Source organism: Buttiauxella sp. BIGb0552 (assembly GCF_004366275.1).
GTDB classification, from domain to species: domain Bacteria; phylum Pseudomonadota; class Gammaproteobacteria; order Enterobacterales; family Enterobacteriaceae; genus Buttiauxella; species Buttiauxella gaviniae.
In genome coordinates, this window is the sequence record NZ_SODY01000001.1 from 524,486 (window position 1) to 545,649 (window position 21,164).

Here is a 21,164-nt window from a genome sequence, read left to right on the forward strand (position 1 = left end):
TACTAAGCGTCGCTACGGCGACGGCCTATCCACTCTTCAATTTGGATAGGCAGCGCTTCCGGCGCTTTTCTAAACATTCTGCGCGCCAAATCCAGCACGGTGTGCTGAGCAAGAGCTTCTTCCATACGTTGCTGCGCAACCTGCATCACATGGCGCACACCACACACGCCTTCACATGCCCATGCGGGAGCTGGCTCATCAAAGATAGCCATGCGCTGGCGAATTTCTTTACAGTCAAAAATCGATTTTTCACCATCGATAGCCGCGACTATATCCAGCACTGTTATCTGATCGGCAGGTTTCGCCAGGCGAAATCCCCCACCTTTTCCTTCGGTACTTTCAACCAACTGAGCTTTGGAGAGCTTGGTAAAAATCTTCGCCAGATAGTCGTACGGAACGTTTTGTAGCTCAGCAATTTCCCGCACGCTCATCTCGCGGCCATCACCTTTGCTATCAACCAGACACATCAGGCTATGGATACCGTACTCCACGCCAGAACTGTAAAATGCCATAAATGCTCCGCTCCGTTTATTCTGAGTTAAATAATAAATCCTTCCTTGTTTTGAAGCAATTCCTGTCAGTTACCATTATTAATTTGTTTTTAAATATCAATTAATTTCAAATGATTAAGACGTAAATCATTTCTGACCACCCTAAAGCCCTTGAAAATCTTAACTACGACAAATATGATCGTAGTTAAGATTTTCAATGACCGCAGAAAAACCAGGGATAAATTATGAAACAACAAATTCTTATTTTAGGCGCAGGGTTTGCCGGAATGTGGGCAGCGTTGAGCGCTGCACGTTTAACCGATCTTCACGATCGCAACGATATTGAGATAACAGTCCTCGCACCGCAACCAGAGCTCCGTATTCGCCCACGCTTTTATGAGGCGGGAGTTGAAAATTTTGCAGCGCCTCTATTACCGCTGTTTGCTGCTACAGGAGTGAAGTTTATTGCCGGGTCCGCCAGTGAGATTGACGTCGCGAGCAAACAAGTGTGGTATCACACCGCGCAAGACCAGTTGGCGGCGCTTCACTATGACCGCCTGGTATTAGCCACCGGCAGTCAAATCAACCCAATTTTCCCTGGCGCAAATGAGCATGCTTTTGATGTCGATAAACTTGAAAGCGCGGCTCATCTTGAAAAACACCTTCACCAGTTAGCGGAGCAACCCGATAGCCATGCGCGTAATACTGTTGTGGTTTGTGGCGGTGGTTTCACGGGCATTGAACTGGCAACCGAGCTCCCTGCTCGTTTACGTACGATTTTGGGAAATGAAACTCCGGTGCGTGTGATTATTGCAGACCGAAGCCAAGTAGTTGGCGGCCGTTACAGCGAAGAGTTGTGTGAGGTTATCAAACAAGCAAGCGACGAACTTGGCATTGAATGGAGGCTTGAAGCAGAAATTACTGCTATCAATGAACATGGCGTTAAGTTTAAGAACGGTGATTTTATTGCTTCCAACACAGTGATTATGACTATGGGCGTACAGGCCAGCCCACTTACCGCGCAAATTCCAGCCACGCGCGATGCACAAGGTCGCCTGCATGTAGATCAAAACCTGAAAGTAGTTGGTCATGAAGATATTTATGCGACCGGTGATGTGGCTTATGCCCGTACCGATGATACAGGCAACACTGCCCTGATGACCTGCCAGCACGCGATCATGCTCGGACGTTTTGTGGGCAACAACGTTGCAGCAGACATCATCGGCGTGGCTCCCCATCCTTATAGCCAGGTCAACTACGTCACCTGCCTGGATTTAGGTGAATGGGGTGCGGTTTACACCGAGGGATGGGATCAGGTGGTGAAATCTACCCGCGCGGATGGCAAGAAAATTAAAATCGCTATCACTAGCGAACTGATTTATCCGCCTAAACCGGAGAAAGAAATCGCCTTTGCGGCAGCCGACCCATTAGCGCCGTTTGTTTAACCTAAGAATTGCCGTATCTGAGTTAGCCATGTTGGCAAATGGCTGCGATACCAATCGATATATTTGCTGAGATCGGCCTTATGGTTGCGAGAAAGAATATCGAGGACTTCGGTGACTATCCATAATTTGCAGATAGCAATCTCCTGAGCCAGCGCAGCGGCATCAGTGGATGGTGAAACTTCCTGATATCGTTTTGCGATATGAATGTAATCAGAGATGTTTCCCATTCCTTTAATTAAGGGGGCGAGGTCAATTGCCGGGCTGCCGGTACTGAATCGCTCCCAGTCATATAACACCACATCTCCCTGTTCTCTTATTCCCCAATTACCTGCATTGGTATCACCAGAGATAAGCGTTTGTGGGCTAAACAGACATGAGCCATATTTTTCAATATCGAGAACAATCGCAACAGACTCACTCGGTAACTTCAGTAGATCAAGCGCGTTTGTAGTTTTGTTCTGCATCCAATGGTGGTTTTTAAAAGCCCATTGCTTATCGACGGGATATTGATGAATACGTGTAATTGTCGTCAACACGTCGCGGCGCTCCGCTGACTCATGTTGACTCATAGCGTGGGGAATATATTCCAGCGTTAATGTCTGGGTTTCGGCATCACATGCTAACAACTCGGGGATAGCGATACCAGCGGAGCGAAATACCGGAGCAACATATTGATAGAATTGAAACTCGACTGTACTGCTCGGGCTTTTTTCAATGCATTCGATACCATGGAATGACGTTCGACGAACACGGGCAGCCCCCATTTTTGCCAGACAATCACTCATCACTTCACCCCGCTATTGGTTACTACTCCTGGTCTTTCTTGCTCTGCCAGTTGGCCCACGGGCTATCAGCTGGAAGGTCTTGTGACGCCTCGTTTGTGGTCTCTACCATATCGATATACAGATCTTCGACTTCTTTACGTGCCCATGGCGTGCGGCGCAAAAATTTGAGGCTGGACTTCACGCTTGGGTCGCTTTTGAAACAATTGATATTGATAAGTTTTGCTAGTTTTTCCCAGCCGAAATGTGCAACTAACGCATTCACAATAGTTTCAAGCGTCACACCGTGCAGAGGGTCTTTTGATGAGTGGGTCATAATGCGTCCAGTAGATCTAAATAATTGCGCATAAGATAACAAAATAACGCGGCCTCATCTTTCTAAACGAGAACTTTCCTTACAAGCGTACGACATGTAGCCTACCCGGGCATACATTCATCAAGAGAATGATAAGGAATACGTAATGAAACATGCAGTATGGACCCTGTCGCTTGCCCTGCTAACCAGCACTTCCGCGCTGGCAACTGAGGCTAAACTCCCTGCCCCAATTACCGCCTTACAGCAGCAAGGATTTGAACTCAAAGGTGAATTTAAAGGCCCCGGCGACCTACCAGGCTACGTGATGCAATTCCAGGGGCAAGGCACAACAGTGTTCCTGACCCCGGATAAACAGCATGCAATTATGGGTAATCTGGTTGATGCCACCGGGAAAAACCTCAGCGATGCGCAAGTCGAGAAATGGGTTTATGCGCCCATGGCCAAAGAGATGTGGCAGAAACTTGAGAAAAATCACTGGATAGCAGCAGGAAAAGCAGATGCCCCGCAAATTGTCTACGCGTTTGCCGACCCATACTGCCCGTACTGCACTCAATTTTGGCAGAATGCGCAACCCTGGCTGAATTCAGGAAAGGTACAGCTACGCGTCTTAATGGTTGGGATGTTACGCCCGGACAGTGGGCAAAAAGCCGCAGCCATCATGATGGCTGACGATCCGGCTAAAACATTGGCTGAATATGAGAGTAGCAAAGGGAAATTGGCATTAAAAATCCCGGCAACCATCAAACCAGAAATCACGAAAGCGCTGGAAGATAACCTGGCGTTAATGGATGAACTGGGCGGGACGGCCACTCCTTCTATTTATTACCTCAATAAAGATGGGCGTCTGCAACAACATCAGGGCCTGCCAGATGAAGAGACCATGAAAACGATCATGGGTGGCGATAAGTAACCATTTATGGGTGACGTTGTCACGTAACATCGCCAAAACTGGCGGAACCAGAGTGCATAATTGTGCATAAAAAAAGTGCCTCTAAGCTAAGCCTGGAGGCACTATATCAAGGTTTTCTACCGGTTTGGCACTTAGCAGTAACGAGCTACTGCGGCACGCATACCCTGAGTCAGAATAACCTGCAAATCTTCGCTAACTTTAGCAACCAGACCTGGAACCTGAGTCAAATCCTGGCCCCAATGGTCGCTATCGCACAGTACCGCTTCAACCAACTGCTGCTCGGTGATCTGTTTGTCGCCAAGTGAAGTCCACAGTTGCTGATAACGTACCAACCAATGCTCGTCATCCTGTAACGGATAGCTTTCGTTGTTACGCTCGCCTTTGTAGAAGGCAATCAGTGCTGCCAGTGCGAAAGTCAGACGCGCAGGTAAAGTACCGTTAGCCTGCTGGCCTGCCAGCAATTGCGGCAAAATACGGGTACGGAACTTGGTCATGCCGTTCAACGCGATAGACAGCAGTTGGTGCTGAATATACGGGTTCTGGAAACGGCTGGTTACCGCTTGTGCGAATGACTGTAATTCGTCACGTGGCAGATCCAGTACTGGGATGATTTCTTCAGCGATGGTCTTTTCTACGAAGCCACAAACTTCGGCATCGTTCATCGACTCGCCAACAGTGTTCAAACCAGCCAGATAAGCAACCGGAACTAACGCAGTGTGAGCACCGTTCAGGATTGCAACCTTACGTTCTTTATAAGGTTTGATGTCATCAACGATCAGCACGTTAAGCGGATATTTATCCAGACGCAGTTCTTGTGCCAGTGACGCAGGCCCCTGAATAACAAACAGGTAGAAGTGCTCGGCAGCGGCCAGGAAGCTATCTTTGTAGCCCAAAGATTTTTCAATGTCGGCAGCTTCGTCACGCGGATAACCAGTAACGATACGGTCCACCAGCGTAGAACAGAATGTGTTAGCGTCGTTCAGCCATTGGATGAATGCTGCAGGCAGCTCCCACTCTTGTGCATAACGCAGAACCAGTTCTTGCAGTGCGTCACCGTTGTAGTCGATCAATTCGCAAGGAATGATAACCCAACCTTTATCCGCAGCACCGTTGAAGTGGGTAAAGCGTTCGAACAGCAAACGGGTCAGTTTAGCCGGGTAGCTTACCGCTGGCGCATCTTCAAACTTATCGCCTGCGTGGTAGCTAATGCCCGCTTCGGTGGTGTTAGAGAATACGAAACGCATGTCTGGGTTATGTGCCAGTTTCAGGTAAGTTTCATATTCTTGATAGACGTTGATTTCACGGGTAACGGAGCGAATCAGACGCGAGTCACTTACCGCTTCGCCCTGCTCGTTCAGACCACGGATAACCGTAGTATATAGCCCATCCTGGGTAGATAACGACGGCGGGAATGCGCTGTCGATAGGACGTACGATAACAACGCCCGCATTTAAGTCCGTGTGTTCATTAAGAAGATCGACTTGCCAGTCGATGAAAGCACGCAGGAAGTTGCCTTCACCAAACTGGATAATACGTTCAGGGTATTGGGCGCCAGGGAATTCTTGACGATTAAGTGTTTTCACTATGTTGTTCCTTGGTGTGTACAGGATGAGCGACCATAAAAATCCTGTCCAAATTACCAGAACTCAACGAAGTGAAACCCCGTTTTGATCAAGTTAGAGTTGTTATACCAATTATTTTTACACCCATTTTTGGTAGAACAACTCTCTATCTGTGACTAACTATTGATAGCCAGTTCTTTAAAGGTGGCGGTGCTTGTTTGGTTGCGGCCATTGCGCTTGGATAAATAGAGGTATTTATCTGCCTCTGCCAACAGCGAGTTAAACACATCAAGCAGCGGCTCATTTTTAGGTGTTGCGACAGCAAGGCCAATACTGACAGTAATAAACAGAGTTTGTTGCTGATAACGAAACGCCATGAGTTCTACGCTCTGGCGAATCTTCTCCGCAATCTTATATCCTTCATCTTCGTAGTTAGTGCTACAAGCCACTACAAACTCCTCGCCGCCCAGACGGGCCACCAGCCCCTCTTCACCCACAACCTTTCTTAATTGCCCGGCAAACGCGCTTAATACGACATCCCCACATTCATGACCATAGTTGTCATTAATACGTTTGAAATAATCGATATCCAGCAGCATCACAGACAATTTTTGCCCGGGTTTATGCATTAACGGCGCGTTGATTTTCAGCGCTTCATAAAGACCTGAACGAGAATGCACACCGGTAAGATAGTCATAATCGGCCCGCAGCGAGGTCTGTTTAATCAGGCGGTTAATGGCATCTACACTCACCGACACAATCAGCGGGCAAATCGCCATAGTGGCAATACCCAGACGTGCAGAGAACATCTCATTCACCACCAGCGGCTGGCTATGGTGAAAGACCACTATTGAGTTGGCAACCAGAACAATCTCCATACCGCCCGTTAAAAACGTAACCAACGCAGTAATCGGCAATGGGTAGCGGATCGCACACCAGATAAGGGCTGGCAGCGGGAACGCAAGACTCCCTGCACCTCCAATCACTACTGAGGCAATCACCGAAATGATAACGCCCAGCAGCGGGTAGAGTTTCGAAAAATGAAAAGCGGGCATCTTCCCCCACTGCGGCCATTTAGCCATAAGCAAAAATGGCATCATCAGAACCCCGGTAGAGAATTGCTCACTAAACCAATCGCCAAACAATGGAAGAAGCTGACGATAGTCTGATGAAGGGCCAAGGGAGCCCAAAGATCCTAATAAAGAACTGAGCAGCGAACCAATAAGGCAAAAATAGAAAAGTTTAAAGGCATTAATGGCCCAATTATTTTCATCTTCATCTCGGGAATAACGGAGTAATAGCAGGGCTACAATGATAATAAACACCATATTGGAGAGATTTATTATCGCTGATTGCCAACCCCAATGCGTGGTAAAAGCGTCGTAAACCACCATCGCGCTATAACAGAGGAAATAATATACAGGGCGATTCAGGAACGGGTTGCGCACAAACACGGCAGCCAGCACGGCATTCAGCGGCCAGAACAAAGACAGCTCATCAATCAGGCGAAGTGAAGCCCCAAAGAAGTAAAACAATGTAGTAATAAAAAATATATTTATGGCGTTAGCCAGCCATTTTTCAGGCGAAAAGATCTTAAATTTATTTTGATTAGACATGCTGTTTTAACTCATATTTATGCATGCACTGCTTAATAAAATAATACAACGAGATGAGTGCAAAAAATGAATTTTAGCTTAGCATATTTTATCTGGTACGACCTGCGGCCAACGAGATAAAACTTATAAGCCTGATCCATTAGGCTCTAATATGCCTGGCTTACGAAAATCTTAGAAAATTGAGCGGCCAATTCGCTGCGCCAGAATCTCAAGTGCTGCCGTTCCCGCAAGCGAGTTCCCCGAAGCATCCAATTCCGGGCACCAGACAGCAATCGACATCTCATGCGGCACAACGGCAATGATTCCCCCGCCGACACCCGACTTACCCGGCATCCCGACACGATAGGCAAACTCACCGGCACCATCATACATTCCGCTGGTGACCATCAATGCATTAATCTGCCGGGCTTGTTGAGCCGTAATAACGGGATCAGCAAGATGCAATGCGCGCCCCTGGTTTGCCAAAAACAGGAAGGTTTTTGCCAACTCAGTACAGCTCATTTTCAACGCGCAGTAGTGGAAGTAATTTTGCAGGACGGTTATGACGTCATTGTCGAAATTGCCGAATGATTTCATAAGCCAGGCAATAGCCGCGTTACGGGCAGAATGTTCAAACTCAGATTTCGCTACGCGTGAGTCATAAGCCAGGTCGGGTTGCTCCGCAAGCAAACGCACCACTTCCAGCATACGTTGCTTCGGCGCACTCAAGCGAGTCTGCAACATATCGCATACCACTAACGCGCCGGCATTAATAAACGGATTACGGGGTTTACCTTGTTCAAGCTCCAACTGGAGTAAGGAATTGAATGGTTGCCCTGATGGCTCTTTACCCACGCGTTGCCAGATTTCGTGCTCGTCATAGCGCGCCATTGCCAATGCCAGACTCAGTACTTTAGAGATCGACTGAATGGAGAAGCGCTCTGTCGCATCCCCTGCGCTAAATACCTCACCGTCTACAGTGCAAACTGCAATCCCGAGCTTATCTCCTGGAATTTCCGCCAGTGCAGGAATGTAATCCGCCACTTTACCGCGACCAATTAATGGCCGTACCTGTGTGAGAATATCTTCCAGCAATTGATTATCTAACAGACCTGGCACTGCAAACTCCTGATTGGCGGGTATTTTACGCCCGCCATTATATCAGACCACCGCCACGTCAGGCAGATGAAAACGCGCAACAGCGCTTTCCAGCCGATGCGTTTCAAGTGAAAATAACTCAGCTGCGCAGGAATACTTTCCCAATCAAATAAGTTGCTGCTTTACCCGCTATAAGCACTCTGTCGCCAACGAGTTGACATCGCAAATCACCACCACGTTGGGATACCTGGCGAGCGAGCATCTGCGTTTTACCTAAGCGGTCCGCCCAGTATGGAATGAGCATGCTATGTGTTGAACCTGTCACCGGATCTTCCGGTACCGATTCACCTGGGCAGAAGAAGCGGCTGACAAAATCATATTCGCCGTCACCCGGGGCAGTAATACAGACCATTTTTTCGAGCGGTATCATCGCATTGATATTTGGACAAACAGCCTCTACCTGTTGCTGATTCTCCAGCACAACCATGTAGTCCCGTGCGACACGCACTTCCTGGCATTGCGTAATACCTAACGTTTCCAGTAGCAACGGAAGCGCCATAACGGGTTCAGATTCCCAGGCCGGGAAATCAAGCGTCAACCAATCCCCGTTACGTGTCACCGACAACGGGCCAACAAAGCGTGTATCGAAGTGAATCGTGGTTTCCGGGTGATTGAGATATTCAAAAATCACATGTGCCGCTGCAAGGGTTGCATGGCCACAGAGATTAATCTCCCCTTGCGTGGTGAACCAACGTAACTCGTAACCACTATCGGTGGTAATAAAAAAGGCCGTTTCGGATTGATTATGCTGGCGAGACATTGCCAGCAGAGTTTCATCAGGCAGCCATTCAGTAAGCGGGCATACTGCTGCCGCATTGCCGCCAAAAGTGGTATCGCTAAACGCATCTACCATATAAAAATCAATTTGTTGCATAGCCTCTCCTCCCGGATAACTCAATAATGCGCGTTAAATCATAACGTTGGCTGGCTGCGCAGTAATACTTTGCCGACCAGATAAGTCACCGCCTTGCCCGACATCAACACCCTATCACCGACCAGTTGGCAGCGAATATCGCCTCCACGGCTGGAAACCTGACGAGCCAACATCTGTGTTTTGCCTAAGCGGGCCGCCCAGTAAGGAATCAACATGGTGTGAGTTGACCCGGTAACCGGATCTTCGGTAATTGCCGCAGCAGGTGAGAAGAAACGGCTGACAAAATCGTAACCTTCAATTTCGGCAGGTGCCGTGATGCAGACCTTTTGGTTGAGCTTGAGCATCAATTGAATATCAGGATTTACCGCTTCAACCTGCCGTTGATTCTCAAGCAGCACGGTATATGTGCGCCCAAGTCTGACTTCCTGGTAATCACTAATCGCCAGGCAATCGAGCAGTAATTGTGGCGGCTCAACAGGCTCGCTGTCGGTTGCCGGGAAATCCAGCGTTAACCAGTCACCATTACGCGTAACAGTCAGTGGGCCAACGAAACGGGTTGTAAAGTGGATTGTGGCCTCAGGGTAATTGAGAGACTCAAAAATCACATGCGCCGTTGCAAGCGTTGCGTGGCCACAGAGATTAATTTCCCCCTGCGTGGTGAACCAGCGCAATTCAAAGCCATCATCTGTAGTAATAAAAAAAGCTGTTTCTGACTGGTTATGCTGGCGAGCCATTGCCAGCAGGGCTTCATCAGGTAACCACTCAGTAAGCGGACACACCGCCGCTGCGTTGCCACCAAAAGTGGTATCGGTAAAGGCATCTACCATATAAAAATCAATTTGCTGCATCGCTTTCACTCCACCACATATCCCAATTACATACCATGCCATGAGAGTCAGGTTTAACAGCACAATTAAATGAGACTTAAATCACAAAATGGGTTGTATGGCTGGATCGATGGTTTTATGATCACCGCCTCTCCTAACAGTTCATTTATCAGCGCGAAACCAATCTATGACAATAAGTAATGTCTCACGTAAAACGGCATGGTTACGCGTCGTAACACTCGCGGTTGCGGCCTTCATTTTTAACACCACTGAATTTGTTCCCGTCGGTTTGCTTTCCGATATCGCCAGTAGTTTTGGAATGCAAACTGCAGAAGTCGGGATCATGCTCACTATCTACGCATGGGTCGTTGCGCTGATGTCACTGCCATTTATGTTATTGACCAGCCAGGTTGAGCGTAAACGGCTACTGATTGGCATCTTTACCTTGTTTATCGCAAGCCATGTGCTGTCTTTCGTGGCCTGGAACTTCACCGTGCTGGTAATAAGCCGCATTGGTATCGCGTTTGCTCACGCTATTTTCTGGTCGATAACCGCATCTCTGGCGATACGCATGGCACCTGCGGGTAAAAAAGCCCAGGCTCTGAGTTTGATTGCAACCGGCACAGCGCTGGCGATGGTTCTAGGTTTGCCGCTTGGGCGCGTGGTCGGTCAGTATTTCGGCTGGCGCACCACCTTCTTCGCCATCGGCGTGATAGCCGCCCTGACACTATTTTGCGTTATCAAGCTGCTGCCTAAATTACCAAGCGAACATTCTGGCTCACTGAAAAGTTTGCCACTGCTGTTCAAACGCCCGGCGTTAATGAGTCTGTATGTGCTGGTAGCCGTAGTCGTAACCGCGCATTACACCGCCTATAGCTACATTGAGCCGTTTGTACAAACGGTGGCAGGCCTTAGCGCCAACGTGGCCACCTTCTTGTTGTTGGTTCTTGGTGGTGCCGGGATTATTGGTAGTGTTATGTTTGGCAAGTTGGGCAACCGCCATTCATCAATGCTGGTTAGCGGCTCAATCGGCTTGTTAGTTCTTTGCCTTGCATTGCTCTTACCCGCAGCACAAAGCACAGTGAACCTGACGATATTAAGCCTGTTCTGGGGCATCGCTATTATGATTATTACGCTGGGTATGCAGGTGAAAGTATTGGCGCTGGCTCCGGATGCAACAGACGTCTCGATGGCGCTATTCTCAGGGATTTTTAATCTTGGGATTGGTGCGGGCGCGTTGGTTGGAAACCAGGTCAGCCTGCATTTTGATATGTCGAGTATCGGGTTGGTCGGTGCGGTTCCAGCCCTGGCAGCACTTATCTGGTCGGTGTTGATATTCCGTCGCTGGCCCGTGTCGCTGGAAGAACAGCAAAGCCACTAAGTGAGTTAAGGGCAACGGTCTGCTACCGCGGCCCTTATTAAACTTACTGCGCCGGGAAGTGGGTAATAATTTCCAGCACGCCGTTAATAATAAATTGCACACCCATACAAACCAGCAAGAAGCCCATCAGACGGGAAATTGCCTCAATACCGCTTTTGCCTACCAGACGCATAATCGCGCCAGAACTGCGCAAACTGCCCCATAAAATTATTCCCACCAGCGCAAAAATTATCGGTGGCGCCACCAACACAACCCAATTAGAGAAATTGACGCCGTGTTCAATCGTTGACGATGAACTGATAATCATCGCAATGGTACCAGGACCTGCGGTGCTTGGCATCGCAAGCGGCACAAACGCGATATTGGTATCCGGCTCTTGTTCCAGTTCCTCAGCTTTCGAGTGTGCTTCGGGGGACTCATGTGCCTTTTGTTGCGGAAATAGCATCCTGAAGCCAATAAACGCAACAATCAAACCACCCGCAATACGCAGACCGGGTATCGAAATACCGAACGTATTCATCACAACTTGCCCAGCGTAATACGCAACCATCATGATGATGAAGACGTTGACTGACGCCATCAACGCGGTTTTATCACGCGCTTTTTTGTTCATATCTCCGGCAAGGCCGAGGAACAATGCCACAGTGGTCAATGGGTTAGCCAGCGGCAGTAGCACCACTAATCCAAACCCTATGGCCTTAACCAATTCCATCATCTTTTACCCTTTCATTCGGTTGCTTTATGCGCTGCTGAGTATAGCAGCCAACCTTCTGCGTTTACGTTATCGGATTTGTATCAATGTTAAAAACTGAACCGTTTTAGCTATTCGTGTCATCGCAGAACCATCACGTTGACTTATGGTTGCCTGAGCAATAATATCTGCCGTGATTAAATATACTTGCCTGGGCAATCATAGTGAAAAGCACCAACGATCTGTTTAACGAAGTCATTCCTTTGGGGCGCCTTATCCATATGGTTAACCAGCATAAGGATCGCCTGCTAAACGATCACCTTTCCCCTCTCGATATCACCGCTACGCAATTTAAGGTGCTTTGCAGCATTTATTGCGAAGGGTGTTTGCAACCGGTGGAATTGAAGAAAGCGTTGTCGGTAGACCTCGGTGCGCTCACGCGCATGTTAGATCGCCTACTGTCCAAAGGATGGATCGAACGCTTGCCCAACCCAAACGACAAACGCGGTGTGCTGGTACGACTGACTCCAGAAGGGAAAACGTTGTGCGAAAAATGCCACCAGCTTGTGGGGCAAAACCTGCATCAAGAGCTAACTAAAAACCTGACAGATGACGAAGTGAACACACTTTATCAACTGCTGACAAAAGTATTACCGTAAAACCTGAAAAGAGGTGAAACGATGTCCAGACGGAACAATGATGCCATAACAATTCAAAGCATTTTGGACTGGATAGAAGAGAATCTGGAAAACCCTCTGTCACTTGAGAAGGTTTCACAGCGTTCTGGCTACTCGAAGTGGCACCTGCAAAGGATGTTTAAAAAAGAGACTGGTCATTCATTAGGCCAATACATCCGTAATCGCAAATTGACCGAGATCGCCCTCATGCTTAAAGAAAGCAACGAGCCGATTCTCTATTTAGCAGAGCGTTATGGGTTTGAGTCACAACAGACACTCACCCGCACGTTCAAGAATTACTTCTCTGTGCCACCTCACAGATACCGCGTTGCGTGTTCAGGTGGCGAAGGAAAGTTTATTCACCCGCTAAATCATTAAAAAATTAACAAACACTATGCAACCGTCTGGTTAAAACAGACACCGAGGATTTATGAAACGTTTTATCGGCGCTGTAAGCCTGGTACTGATTCTGGCTTCCGCTAACGCTCTGGCGGAGCAGCCCGGCAGTTTTAACGCCACCCAAAGCAATCACGGCGGGATGATTCTCCCTCCTTCTGACAGCCATACCAATTGCAGTTCCCACGAAACAATTGGTGATAAATCAGAGTTATTGGGTACGCCTTACTACCACGAAAGCACGCGCTAATTTCCGCATCTGGCGGGCGCACTTACGCTAGCCCGCCAGATGAAATTAACTCACTATCGCTCGTCTAATCCGCAAGCCAAAAACGTTAATATACAAGCCGCCCATAATCAGTAACGCCCCAGCCAACTGCGTGAACGACAGTGTTTCATCCAGTAACCACACAGCACTCGCCATCCCCACAACGGGCACCAGCAATGACAATGGCGCAACTCGCCAGGTTTCATAGCGCCCCAATAAACTTCCCCAAATGCCATAACCGACTATCGTCGCCACAAAGGCCAGATATACCAGCGACAAAATCGTCGTCATATCAATGGCAATCAGGCTTTGCCACATCACGTTTGGGCCATCAAGCAAGTAACTGGCGGCAAAGAACGGCAGTACTGGTATTAATGCGCTCCACACCACCAAAGACATAATGGGTGGACGAGGTTCAAGCTGCATGATTTTCTTATTGAAGATATTCCCACATGCCCAGCTAAGTGCCGCCGCTAACGTCAACATAAAACCGAGCAAAGCAACATGCTGCCCACCGAGACTACCCTCAATCAACACCAGCACCCCGATCACCGCGAGCGTTATTCCCGCCAACTGTTTACCTTGCAGGCGCTCCTGAAACACAAACGCACCAAGGATAATGGTGAAAAATGCCTGCGCCTGCAGCACCAGTGAAGCAAGTCCAGCGGGCATACCAAACTTGATAGCGCTAAACAGGAACGCAAACTGCCCAAAACTGATAGTCAGCCCGTAAGCGGCAAGCAGGCGAAAGGGAATTTTAGGACGCGCGACAAACAGCAATGCGGGAAAGGCAACCAGCAGAAAGCGCAAACCAGCCAGTAACAGCGGCGGCATATTGTGTAATCCCATCTTAATGACTACAAAATTAAGCCCCCACACGACAACCACCAGCATCGCCAGTAGCCCATCTTTACGCGTCATACCCTGCCCTCGTTTTATTGCAATTTTGTTAAAATTTAAGGCTATATCCAATCTGAAAACAGATACAGATCGCACTTTTAAGCATAAGCACAGAAAGCATTCCATGATAAACGCCATCTATACTTTGCCGATTCTTCATGCTAAATGTGAAACACATCTTCGTGAACATACTAAAAACACACAACAAAATGGTTTCTTTAGCGGCGCGTTTTTCTGGTAAGCAACTCTCCATCAGCGTTTTACTGCTCTCTTCGCTACTACTCACTGTAGGGCGCGGTCTGACACTGCCATTTATGACCATTTATCTTTCCCGGCAGTACGGCATGCCGTTAAGCGAAATTGGTATGGCGCTGACTATCGCGCTAACGGCGGGTGTGGTATTTAGCCTGTGGTTTGGCATTCTCGCGGATAAATTCGACAAGAAAATATACATGCTGTTGTCGATAGTGATTTTCCTCGGCGGCTTTATCGCTATTCCGTTGGTAAATAGCGCCGTTCTGGTGGTGGTGTTCTATTCGCTCATAAACTGCGCGTATTCGGTATTTGCCACGGTGCTGAAAGGGTATTTTTCTGACACGTTAGAAATTCATCAAAAGCCGAAAATATTCTCGCTTAATTACACCTTCGCCAATATCGGCTGGACGGTCGGCCCACCAATTGGCACGCTGGCGGTGCTCTACAGCACCAACCTGCCATTTTGGCTTTCAGCCCTAACTGCAATAATCCCGTTTATCGTGATTAGCCGCTATGTGCACAGTGTACCGGTTGCTCCTTCACGTTCTACCGATGGGGTAGTACTTTCCCCGCGTCAGATGCTTAAAGACAAGGCATTGATGTATTTCACCTTGTCCGCATTTCTTGGTTCGCTGGTGTTTGGCTCTTTTGCTGCCTGTTTATCGCAATACGCGATTGCTATTTCTGATTCAGATTTGGCGCAAAAAGTGGTGGGAGTGGTACTGCCGGTGAATGCTTTTGTGGTGGTAGTTTTCCAGTATATGGTCGGCAAACGCATTCGCCCGGACAACATCAAAAAACTGATGGGCTACGGTACGCTGTTTTTCATAGTGGGTCTGGCAGGTTTTATGATTTCAGGCGATAACCTGCTGTTATGGGGAGTTTCTGCGGCAGTGTTTACACTCGGTGAGCTAATCTTTGCGCCAGGTGAATATATGTTGGTTGATAACATTGCACCTGAAGGGCTTAAAGCGAGCTACTTTTCGGCGCAGCAGTTAGGTTGGTTAGGCGGTGCATGTACTCCACTGTTCACCGGCTTGATGCTGACGTGGTTCCCGCCATCAATGTTATTCGTAGCGCTGATGGTGGCAATTGCACTGGCCTATCTGATGATTGTGAAAGGAATGGCGGTGAAACCGCAGTTGGCACTCAATTAAATGGTGGATGTCGCTTCGCTAATCCACCCGAAATAACTGGCTATAAATTTTTGCGATACTGAATAAACCCAGGCTTATCCGCCAACTTGTCGTATAACGCCTGGCCTGCCGCATTGGTTTCATGAGTATGCCAATACACTCGACCGCAACCTTTCGATTGCGCATGCTGATAAACACCTTCAATCAGTGCCCGGCCAACCCCTTTGCCACGCGAATCTGGCGCGGTAAACAGATCTTCAAGATAGCAATGATCCTCAGCCGACCAGGTGCCACGGTGATAAACCATATGCACAATACCAACCATTTTACCCTGCTCATCGAACGCGCCGAGCGCATACATAGGCTCGATGGCATCAAGCATTCGCTGCCATGTTAATTTCGTGACAACGTCACTAATTTGTGAGTTGTAAAACGTGAGATATCCCTGCCATAACGCAGCCCAGTGTGTGTAATCGCTTTGAACCAGAGCGCGCACCTGCACCGCATGCGTGGCATGGATTGGGCGATTGCTCATCAGATTTGCACGAATCCTTGCCAGCCCCTGCTTCTGCACACCGCCAGCCATATTTTCAACACTTAGCCACACTTCAAACGCCTGCTGAATTTGCGGCCATTCGCTATCGAGAATTGAAAACCACGCAGTATCTCGAGTGCGCTGTTTATACACTACGGCCTGGCGGAATAGACCTTCATAACGGAAGCCCAGGCGAATAGCCGCATGGCGCGATGGGCCATTCAGGCTGTCACACTTCCACTCATAACGACGGTAACCCAGCTCAAAGGCGTATTTCATTAACAGGTATTGAGCTTCGGTTGCCTGAACGGTGCGCTGTAATAATGGAGAGTACATAACGAAACCGACTTCTATCACACCATTTGCCGGGTCGATGCGCATTAGAGACAGAGTGCCCAGCGCGTCGCCGCTTTGGGTATCAACTACTGCGTAATGCATGGGATCATGGCTTTGCGCCGCAGTCGCTATGAAATCGGCAAATTGCTGAAGCCCCGCAAAGGGGCCAACACTCAAATACGTCCAGCCGCTGTTGTCTTTTGCCGTATTCCACGCAGCCCAAAGTGAAGCGGTATGAGAAGGTGCCAGCGGTTCAAGGCGGCAGTAACGCCCTTCCAACACCACACGCTGTGGGCGCGGGCAAGGCTGCCAGTCAGGAAGTGCATGGCCAACCGGTTGTTGATGTTCATTTATAGTCAATTCAGGCCTCCACGGGCGCAATAATGATAAGTTACCTGAATATAAACAAGTTATGGCATAACAAACAGAGCCATAACTTTTGTGATAAACCAGACCATAATATCTAAATCGCCACCAGCCCCCTGACCCCATCTGTTTCCATATTGGTACCCTTGCCACGCTGGATAATCGAGCCACGCGACATCACCAAATAGTTATCGGCAAGCTGCGCGGCAAAATCATAAAACTGTTCCACCAGCAAAATAGCCATATCACCTTTGGCGGCAAGGCTGCCAATAACCTGACCGATCTCCTTAATTACCGATGGCTGAATCCCCTCTGTTGGTTCGTCCAGAATCAATAACTGTGGTTTACATGCCAGCGCACGACCTATTGCCAGCTGCTGCTGTTGGCCACCCGAGAGATCGCCACCGCGCCGTTGTTTCATCTCTTTAAGCACAGGGAAAAGCTGGTAAATTTCTTCCGGTACCTGCCTTGCATCTCGCCCTGCAAAGCGTGAAAGCCCCATCAGCAGGTTTTCCTCCACCGTCAGACGCGGGAATATTTCGCGCCCTTGCGGCACATAGGCAATTCCCGCCTGCACACGCTGGTGCGGTTTACGGCTGGTGATGTTGTTCTGCTGCCAATTTACGCTGCCTGATTTTGCCGGGATCAGCCCCATCAGGCATTTCAACAGCGTACTTTTCCCCACCCCATTGCGCCCCAGCAGGCAGGTGACTTCACCAATTTTTGCTTCAAACGAGACGCCGCGCAAAATATGACTGCCACCGTAGTATTGGTTTAGATCGTTGACCTGTAACATTTCATCTCCCCAGATACACTTCAATCACCTGCTCGTTGGCCTGCACTTCACGAAGCGATCCTTCTGCCAGCACCTGGCCCTGATGCAGTACCGTAACGTGATCGGCAATGGTTTCCACAAAGCCCATATCATGTTCCACCACCATCAGCGAATGCTTACCTGCCAGCCCGCGAAAAAGCTCGGCGGTATACTCGGTTTCGGCATCCGTCATGCCTGCTGCGGGTTCATCAAGCAGCAGCAAATGCGGCTCCTGCACGAGTAGCATGCCGATTTCGAGAAACTGTTTTTGCCCGTGGGAAAGCAGCCCGGCTTTACGATGGCGTTCCGCGCCAAGTCGCAGCGTCACCAGCATTTCGTCAATGCGATCCCGTTGTTCAGAGTTGAGTTTCGCCCGCAGGCTCGCCCACACCGATTTATCTGTTTTCTGCGCAATCTCCAGGTTTTCAAACACCGTCAGGGCCTCGAAAACCGTCGGCTTCTGGAATTTACGTCCGATACCACGTTGCGCGATATCCGCCGGTTCTAAACGCAGTAAATCGGTCGATTGATCGTAAAAAGCTCGCCCGCTTTGCGGTTTGGTTTTCCCGGTAATCACATCCATCAATGTCGTTTTCCCGGCACCATTAGGGCCAATCACGCAGCGCAATTCGCCAACGCCAATATTGAGTGAAAGATCGGTCAGTGCCTTAAAACCGTCAAAACTGACATTAATGTTTTCCAGCATCAGCACCGGATCGGTTTGATCGCGGAATCGGTCTGCCTCGTACTGCCGAGTAAATAGCGGTTCTCCTGGTAGCATTATTTTTCTCCCTTACGCAGCAAGCCGATCACGCCACGCGGTAAAAACAGGGTTACGACGATAAAAATCAGCCCAAGGAACAGCTGCCAGTATTCCGGCACCGCCATGGTGAAATAGCTTTTCGCCCCGTTAACCAGCCCTGCGCCAAGGATTGGGCCAATCAACGTACCGCGTCCACCCAACGCCACCCAAATAGCGGCTTCGATAGAGTTGGTTGGCGACATTTCGCCAGGGTTGATGATGCCAACCTGCGGCACATACAATGCCCCTGCCAACCCGCAAAGTACCGCAGATAAGGTCCACACCAGCAGCTTGAATCCTTTAGGGTCGTAACCGCAGAATACCAGGCGGTTTTCTGCATCGCGTACCGCTGTCAGCACACGGCCAAACTTACTGCGCGCGAGTGCAAAACCTATCCCAAGGCTTGCCAGCAGTAATAAAACCGTGGCGATAAACAACCCGATGCGCGTGCTCGTGGCGGTAATTTGCATGCCTAAAATAGTGGTGAAACCGGTGAAACCGTTATTACCGCCAAAGCCAGTTTCATTACGAAAGAACAGCAGCATTCCGGCGTAGGTCAGCGCCTGGGTCATTATCGAGAAATAGACGCCTTTGATTTTTGAGCGAAAGGCAAAGAAGCCAAACACCAGCGCCAATAGACCTGGTACCAATACAATCAGGGCCAGCGCCCAGGCAAAATGCTGGGTTCCCCACCAGAACCACGGCAGTTGATCCCAGGAAAGGAACGACATAAACGCGGGCAGCCCGTCGCCTGCGGCCTGGCGCATCAGATACATTCCCATCGCGTAGCCGCCAAGGGCAAAGAAAATGCCGTGTCCAAGAGACAACAGTCCGGCGTAGCCCCACACCAAATCCAGCGCAACGGCTACCGTGGCATAACAGAGGATTTTGCCGACCAGCGTCAGCGTGTAAGTCGAAAGGCTCAGTGGATGGCTGGCTGGCAACAGCGTTAAAAACGGCAATGTCAGCATCAGCACCACAATCAGTGAACCCAGTACCAGAGAAATGCGTGGCGCTTTGCGGGTGAGTGTTAACGTTAGCGGCTGGCTCATTAGTCAATAACCCTCCCTTTCAGGGCGAACAGACCTTGCGGGCGTTTCTGGATAAACAGAATAATCAGCACCAGGATGAGGATTTTGCCTAGCACCGCGCCAATTTGCGGTTCGAGGATTTTATTGAAGATACCAAGACCGAATGCCGCAGCCACGGTTCCCGCCAGTTGGCCCACACCGCCGAGTACCACCACAAGGAAGGAGTCGATAATGTAGCCTTGTCCCAGCTCGGGGCCGACATTGCCAAGCTGCGAGAGCGCTACGCCGCCAAGACCTGCAATGCCTGAACCCAGCCCAAACGCCAGCATATCCACACGTCCGGTTGGCACGCCGCAGCAGGCGGCCATGGCACGGTTTTGCGTCACGGCTCGCACATTCATGCCAAGACGAGTTTTGTTCAGCAGCAACCAGGTAAACAGCAATACCAGCATCACAAAGCCAATCACAACGAGGCGGTTCCACGGCAAAATCAGGTTCGGCAGCACTTGTATGCCACCAGACAACCACGAAGGGTTAGCGACCTCCATGTTTTGCGCACCAAACACCATGCGCACAATTTGGATAAGCATCAGGCTGATGCCCCATGTCGCCAACAATGTTTCCAGCGGGCGACCGTACAAATGGCGAATCACCGTACGCTCCAGCGCCATACCGATTCCAGCGGTGATAGCAAAGGCGACGGGCAAGGCGACAATCGGGTAAAACGTCAGCAATGATGGCGCATAATGCTGAAATACGCTTTGCACCAGCCACGCGGAGTAAGCTCCCAACATCAACATTTCGCCGTGTGCCATATTAATCACGCCCAGCAAACCGTAGGTGATCGCAAGCCCCAGGGCGGCCAGCAGCAAAATGGAACCCAGCGAGATCCCCATAAATGCCTGGCCGAGGATGTCGCCCAGCATTAAACGGTGCTGAATTTTTTGCAGTCCTTCATTGGCGGCTTTGCGCACCTGCGCATCGGGTTCGGTCTGCGCATCACTCAGCGGTTTGAGTAATGCTTGCGTATCGGGGTCAGCAGAATGGCTAAGTAACTCCACCGCATTCAGGCGCACTTTTGCGTCGCTGCTGGTGAGTTGTAGTTGTGCCACAACACCCTCAAGCTCGCTGCGAACATCTTCGTTTGTTTCGGCTTTAAGTCTTTGTTGTAACAGTGGCAGCAAATCAGGCTGCGCATCGCGTTGCAGGGTCTTTGCCGCTTGCATACGTTCAGTGACATTGTCACTTATTAGTCGATGACTGGCGAGTGCACTGCCCGCAAGAATGCGTAAACGATTAGTCAGCCGGACTTTTTTAACCTCACCCGTTGGCGCTTTTGCATCACCCAACGGTGTGAGTGTGGAACTGTTTTGCACAAAAGCATGATGTTGTTCGTCAACCACCAGACTTTCAGCCCCGAGGGCACTTAATAGCGGTAAACGTTTTGCATCCGGTGCCGCCGCCCAGGTTTGCAGCAGTTTCGCCTGTTGCGTGCGGTTCGCCGCGGCAAAATCTTCGGCATCTCCGGCGCGGGCGAAGCACGGCAGCAGCCAGACCATGATTAACAGCCAGCGTACATATTTCATGGGCGTCTCCTGGAATTTTTGGTCGATGAC

The 21,164-nt window shown here is 49.5% G+C and carries 22 protein-coding genes; 7 read left to right on the plus strand and 15 right to left on the minus strand.

All coding sequences use genetic code 11. The features are described from left to right. Positions 1–2 precede the first annotated feature (2 nt). A complete protein-coding gene (locus tag EDF88_RS02480) occupies positions 3–512 on the minus strand; it encodes an Rrf2 family transcriptional regulator (protein ID WP_034455602.1) in 510 nt (169 codons plus the stop codon). Positions 513–736: 224 nt separating this feature from the next. On the opposite strand from EDF88_RS02480, the gene EDF88_RS02485 reads away from it, so the two are divergent. Then, positions 737–1,936: an FAD-dependent oxidoreductase gene (locus EDF88_RS02485; protein WP_134182666.1), complete on the plus strand. Its 1,200-nt coding sequence runs from the start codon at positions 737–739 to the stop codon at positions 1,934–1,936. Here the strand turns inward: EDF88_RS02485 and EDF88_RS02490 are convergent. Together EDF88_RS02490 and EDF88_RS02495 are read right to left on the minus strand one after the other, a co-directional pair. Continuing rightward, a complete protein-coding gene (locus tag EDF88_RS02490) occupies positions 1,933–2,721 on the minus strand; it encodes a phosphotransferase (RefSeq protein ID WP_134182668.1) in 789 nt (262 codons plus the stop codon). The two genes, EDF88_RS02485 and EDF88_RS02490, sit on opposite strands and share 4 nt — an antisense overlap. 22 nt (positions 2,722–2,743) lie before the next feature. After that, positions 2,744–3,034, minus strand: a complete 291-nt coding sequence (locus EDF88_RS02495) for a VF530 family protein (protein ID WP_134182670.1) — start codon at positions 3,032–3,034, stop codon at positions 2,744–2,746. A 145-nt stretch (positions 3,035–3,179) separates the two neighbouring features. Here EDF88_RS02495 and dsbG point away from each other — a divergent pair, with 145 nt between their 5' ends. Next, positions 3,180–3,944: a thiol:disulfide interchange protein DsbG gene (dsbG, locus tag EDF88_RS02500; RefSeq protein WP_134182672.1), complete on the plus strand. Its 765-nt coding sequence runs from the start codon at positions 3,180–3,182 to the stop codon at positions 3,942–3,944. A gap of 131 nt (positions 3,945–4,075) precedes the next feature. Here dsbG and EDF88_RS02505 read toward each other — a convergent pair whose 3' ends face one another. From EDF88_RS02505 to EDF88_RS02525, 5 genes are all read right to left on the minus strand, one after another. Next, positions 4,076–5,527, minus strand: coding sequence for a tagaturonate reductase (locus tag EDF88_RS02505; protein ID WP_134182674.1), 1,452 nt, complete (start codon positions 5,525–5,527; stop codon positions 4,076–4,078). A gap of 155 nt (positions 5,528–5,682) precedes the next feature. Further along, on the minus strand, positions 5,683–7,122 hold the full coding sequence (locus tag EDF88_RS02510) for a GGDEF domain-containing protein (RefSeq protein ID WP_134182676.1): 1,440 nt from the start codon (positions 7,120–7,122) through the stop codon (positions 5,683–5,685). Between the two features lie 171 nt (positions 7,123–7,293). Beyond that, positions 7,294–8,220: a glutaminase B gene (gene glsB, locus EDF88_RS02515; protein ID WP_134182678.1), complete on the minus strand. Its 927-nt coding sequence runs from the start codon at positions 8,218–8,220 to the stop codon at positions 7,294–7,296. Between the two features lie 118 nt (positions 8,221–8,338). After that, positions 8,339–9,133, minus strand: a complete 795-nt coding sequence (locus tag EDF88_RS02520) for a PhzF family phenazine biosynthesis protein (protein ID WP_134182680.1) — start codon at positions 9,131–9,133, stop codon at positions 8,339–8,341. A gap of 38 nt (positions 9,134–9,171) precedes the next feature. Beyond that, entirely contained in the window at positions 9,172–9,981 is an 810-nt protein-coding gene (locus EDF88_RS02525) for a PhzF family phenazine biosynthesis protein (protein WP_134182682.1), read from the minus strand. A 166-nt stretch (positions 9,982–10,147) separates the two neighbouring features. Between EDF88_RS02525 and EDF88_RS02530 the strand changes: the two genes are divergently transcribed. After that, positions 10,148–11,341 carry a sugar transporter gene (locus EDF88_RS02530; protein WP_064518830.1) on the plus strand — a complete coding sequence of 398 codons (1,194 nt, stop codon included), beginning with the start codon at positions 10,148–10,150 and terminating at the stop codon, positions 11,339–11,341. A 43-nt stretch (positions 11,342–11,384) separates the two neighbouring features. Here EDF88_RS02530 and EDF88_RS02535 read toward each other — a convergent pair whose 3' ends face one another. Beyond that, complete coding sequence (locus EDF88_RS02535) at positions 11,385–12,056, minus strand: MarC family NAAT transporter (protein WP_134182684.1); 672 nt, start codon at positions 12,054–12,056, stop codon at positions 11,385–11,387. A gap of 200 nt (positions 12,057–12,256) precedes the next feature. On the opposite strand from EDF88_RS02535, the gene marR reads away from it, so the two are divergent. Genes marR through marB form a run of 3 tightly spaced genes read left to right on the plus strand, consistent with a single transcriptional unit; the run spans position 12,257 to position 13,355 of the window. Next, on the plus strand, positions 12,257–12,691 hold the full coding sequence (gene marR / locus EDF88_RS02540) for a multiple antibiotic resistance transcriptional regulator MarR (protein WP_064518793.1): 435 nt from the start codon (positions 12,257–12,259) through the stop codon (positions 12,689–12,691). A gap of 21 nt (positions 12,692–12,712) precedes the next feature. Beyond that, a complete protein-coding gene (gene marA, locus EDF88_RS02545; protein WP_064518792.1) occupies positions 12,713–13,087 on the plus strand; it encodes an MDR efflux pump AcrAB transcriptional activator MarA in 375 nt (124 codons plus the stop codon). A 52-nt stretch (positions 13,088–13,139) separates the two neighbouring features. Further along, positions 13,140–13,355 carry a multiple antibiotic resistance regulatory protein MarB gene (marB, locus tag EDF88_RS02550; RefSeq protein WP_064518791.1) on the plus strand — a complete coding sequence of 72 codons (216 nt, stop codon included), beginning with the start codon at positions 13,140–13,142 and terminating at the stop codon, positions 13,353–13,355. A 45-nt stretch (positions 13,356–13,400) separates the two neighbouring features. Here marB and eamA read toward each other — a convergent pair whose 3' ends face one another. Then, a complete protein-coding gene (gene eamA, locus EDF88_RS02555; protein ID WP_134182686.1) occupies positions 13,401–14,294 on the minus strand; it encodes an O-acetylserine/cysteine exporter in 894 nt (297 codons plus the stop codon). A gap of 188 nt (positions 14,295–14,482) precedes the next feature. Here eamA and ydeE point away from each other — a divergent pair, with 188 nt between their 5' ends. Continuing rightward, positions 14,483–15,685 carry an efflux MFS transporter YdeE gene (gene ydeE / locus EDF88_RS02560; protein ID WP_134183242.1) on the plus strand — a complete coding sequence of 401 codons (1,203 nt, stop codon included), beginning with the start codon at positions 14,483–14,485 and terminating at the stop codon, positions 15,683–15,685. 40 nt (positions 15,686–15,725) lie between these two features. Here ydeE and EDF88_RS02565 read toward each other — a convergent pair whose 3' ends face one another. The 5 genes from EDF88_RS02565 to urtB form a co-directional block, all read right to left on the minus strand. After that, entirely contained in the window at positions 15,726–16,895 is a 1,170-nt protein-coding gene (locus EDF88_RS02565; protein WP_243839568.1) for a GNAT family N-acetyltransferase, read from the minus strand. Positions 16,896–16,998: 103 nt separating this feature from the next. After that, positions 16,999–17,697, minus strand: a complete 699-nt coding sequence (gene urtE, locus EDF88_RS02570) for an urea ABC transporter ATP-binding subunit UrtE (protein WP_134182690.1) — start codon at positions 17,695–17,697, stop codon at positions 16,999–17,001. 1 nt (position 17,698) lies between these two features. Beyond that, complete coding sequence (urtD, locus tag EDF88_RS02575; RefSeq protein WP_064518787.1) at positions 17,699–18,496, minus strand: urea ABC transporter ATP-binding protein UrtD; 798 nt, start codon at positions 18,494–18,496, stop codon at positions 17,699–17,701. Next, entirely contained in the window at positions 18,496–19,569 is a 1,074-nt protein-coding gene (gene urtC / locus EDF88_RS02580) for an urea ABC transporter permease subunit UrtC (RefSeq protein WP_064518786.1), read from the minus strand. The genes urtD and urtC overlap by 1 nt, the downstream gene beginning before the upstream one ends. Further along, on the minus strand, positions 19,569–21,134 hold the full coding sequence (gene urtB, locus EDF88_RS02585) for an urea ABC transporter permease subunit UrtB (protein WP_134182692.1): 1,566 nt from the start codon (positions 21,132–21,134) through the stop codon (positions 19,569–19,571). The genes urtC and urtB overlap by 1 nt, the downstream gene beginning before the upstream one ends. Between the last annotated feature and the right edge of the window lie 30 nt (positions 21,135–21,164).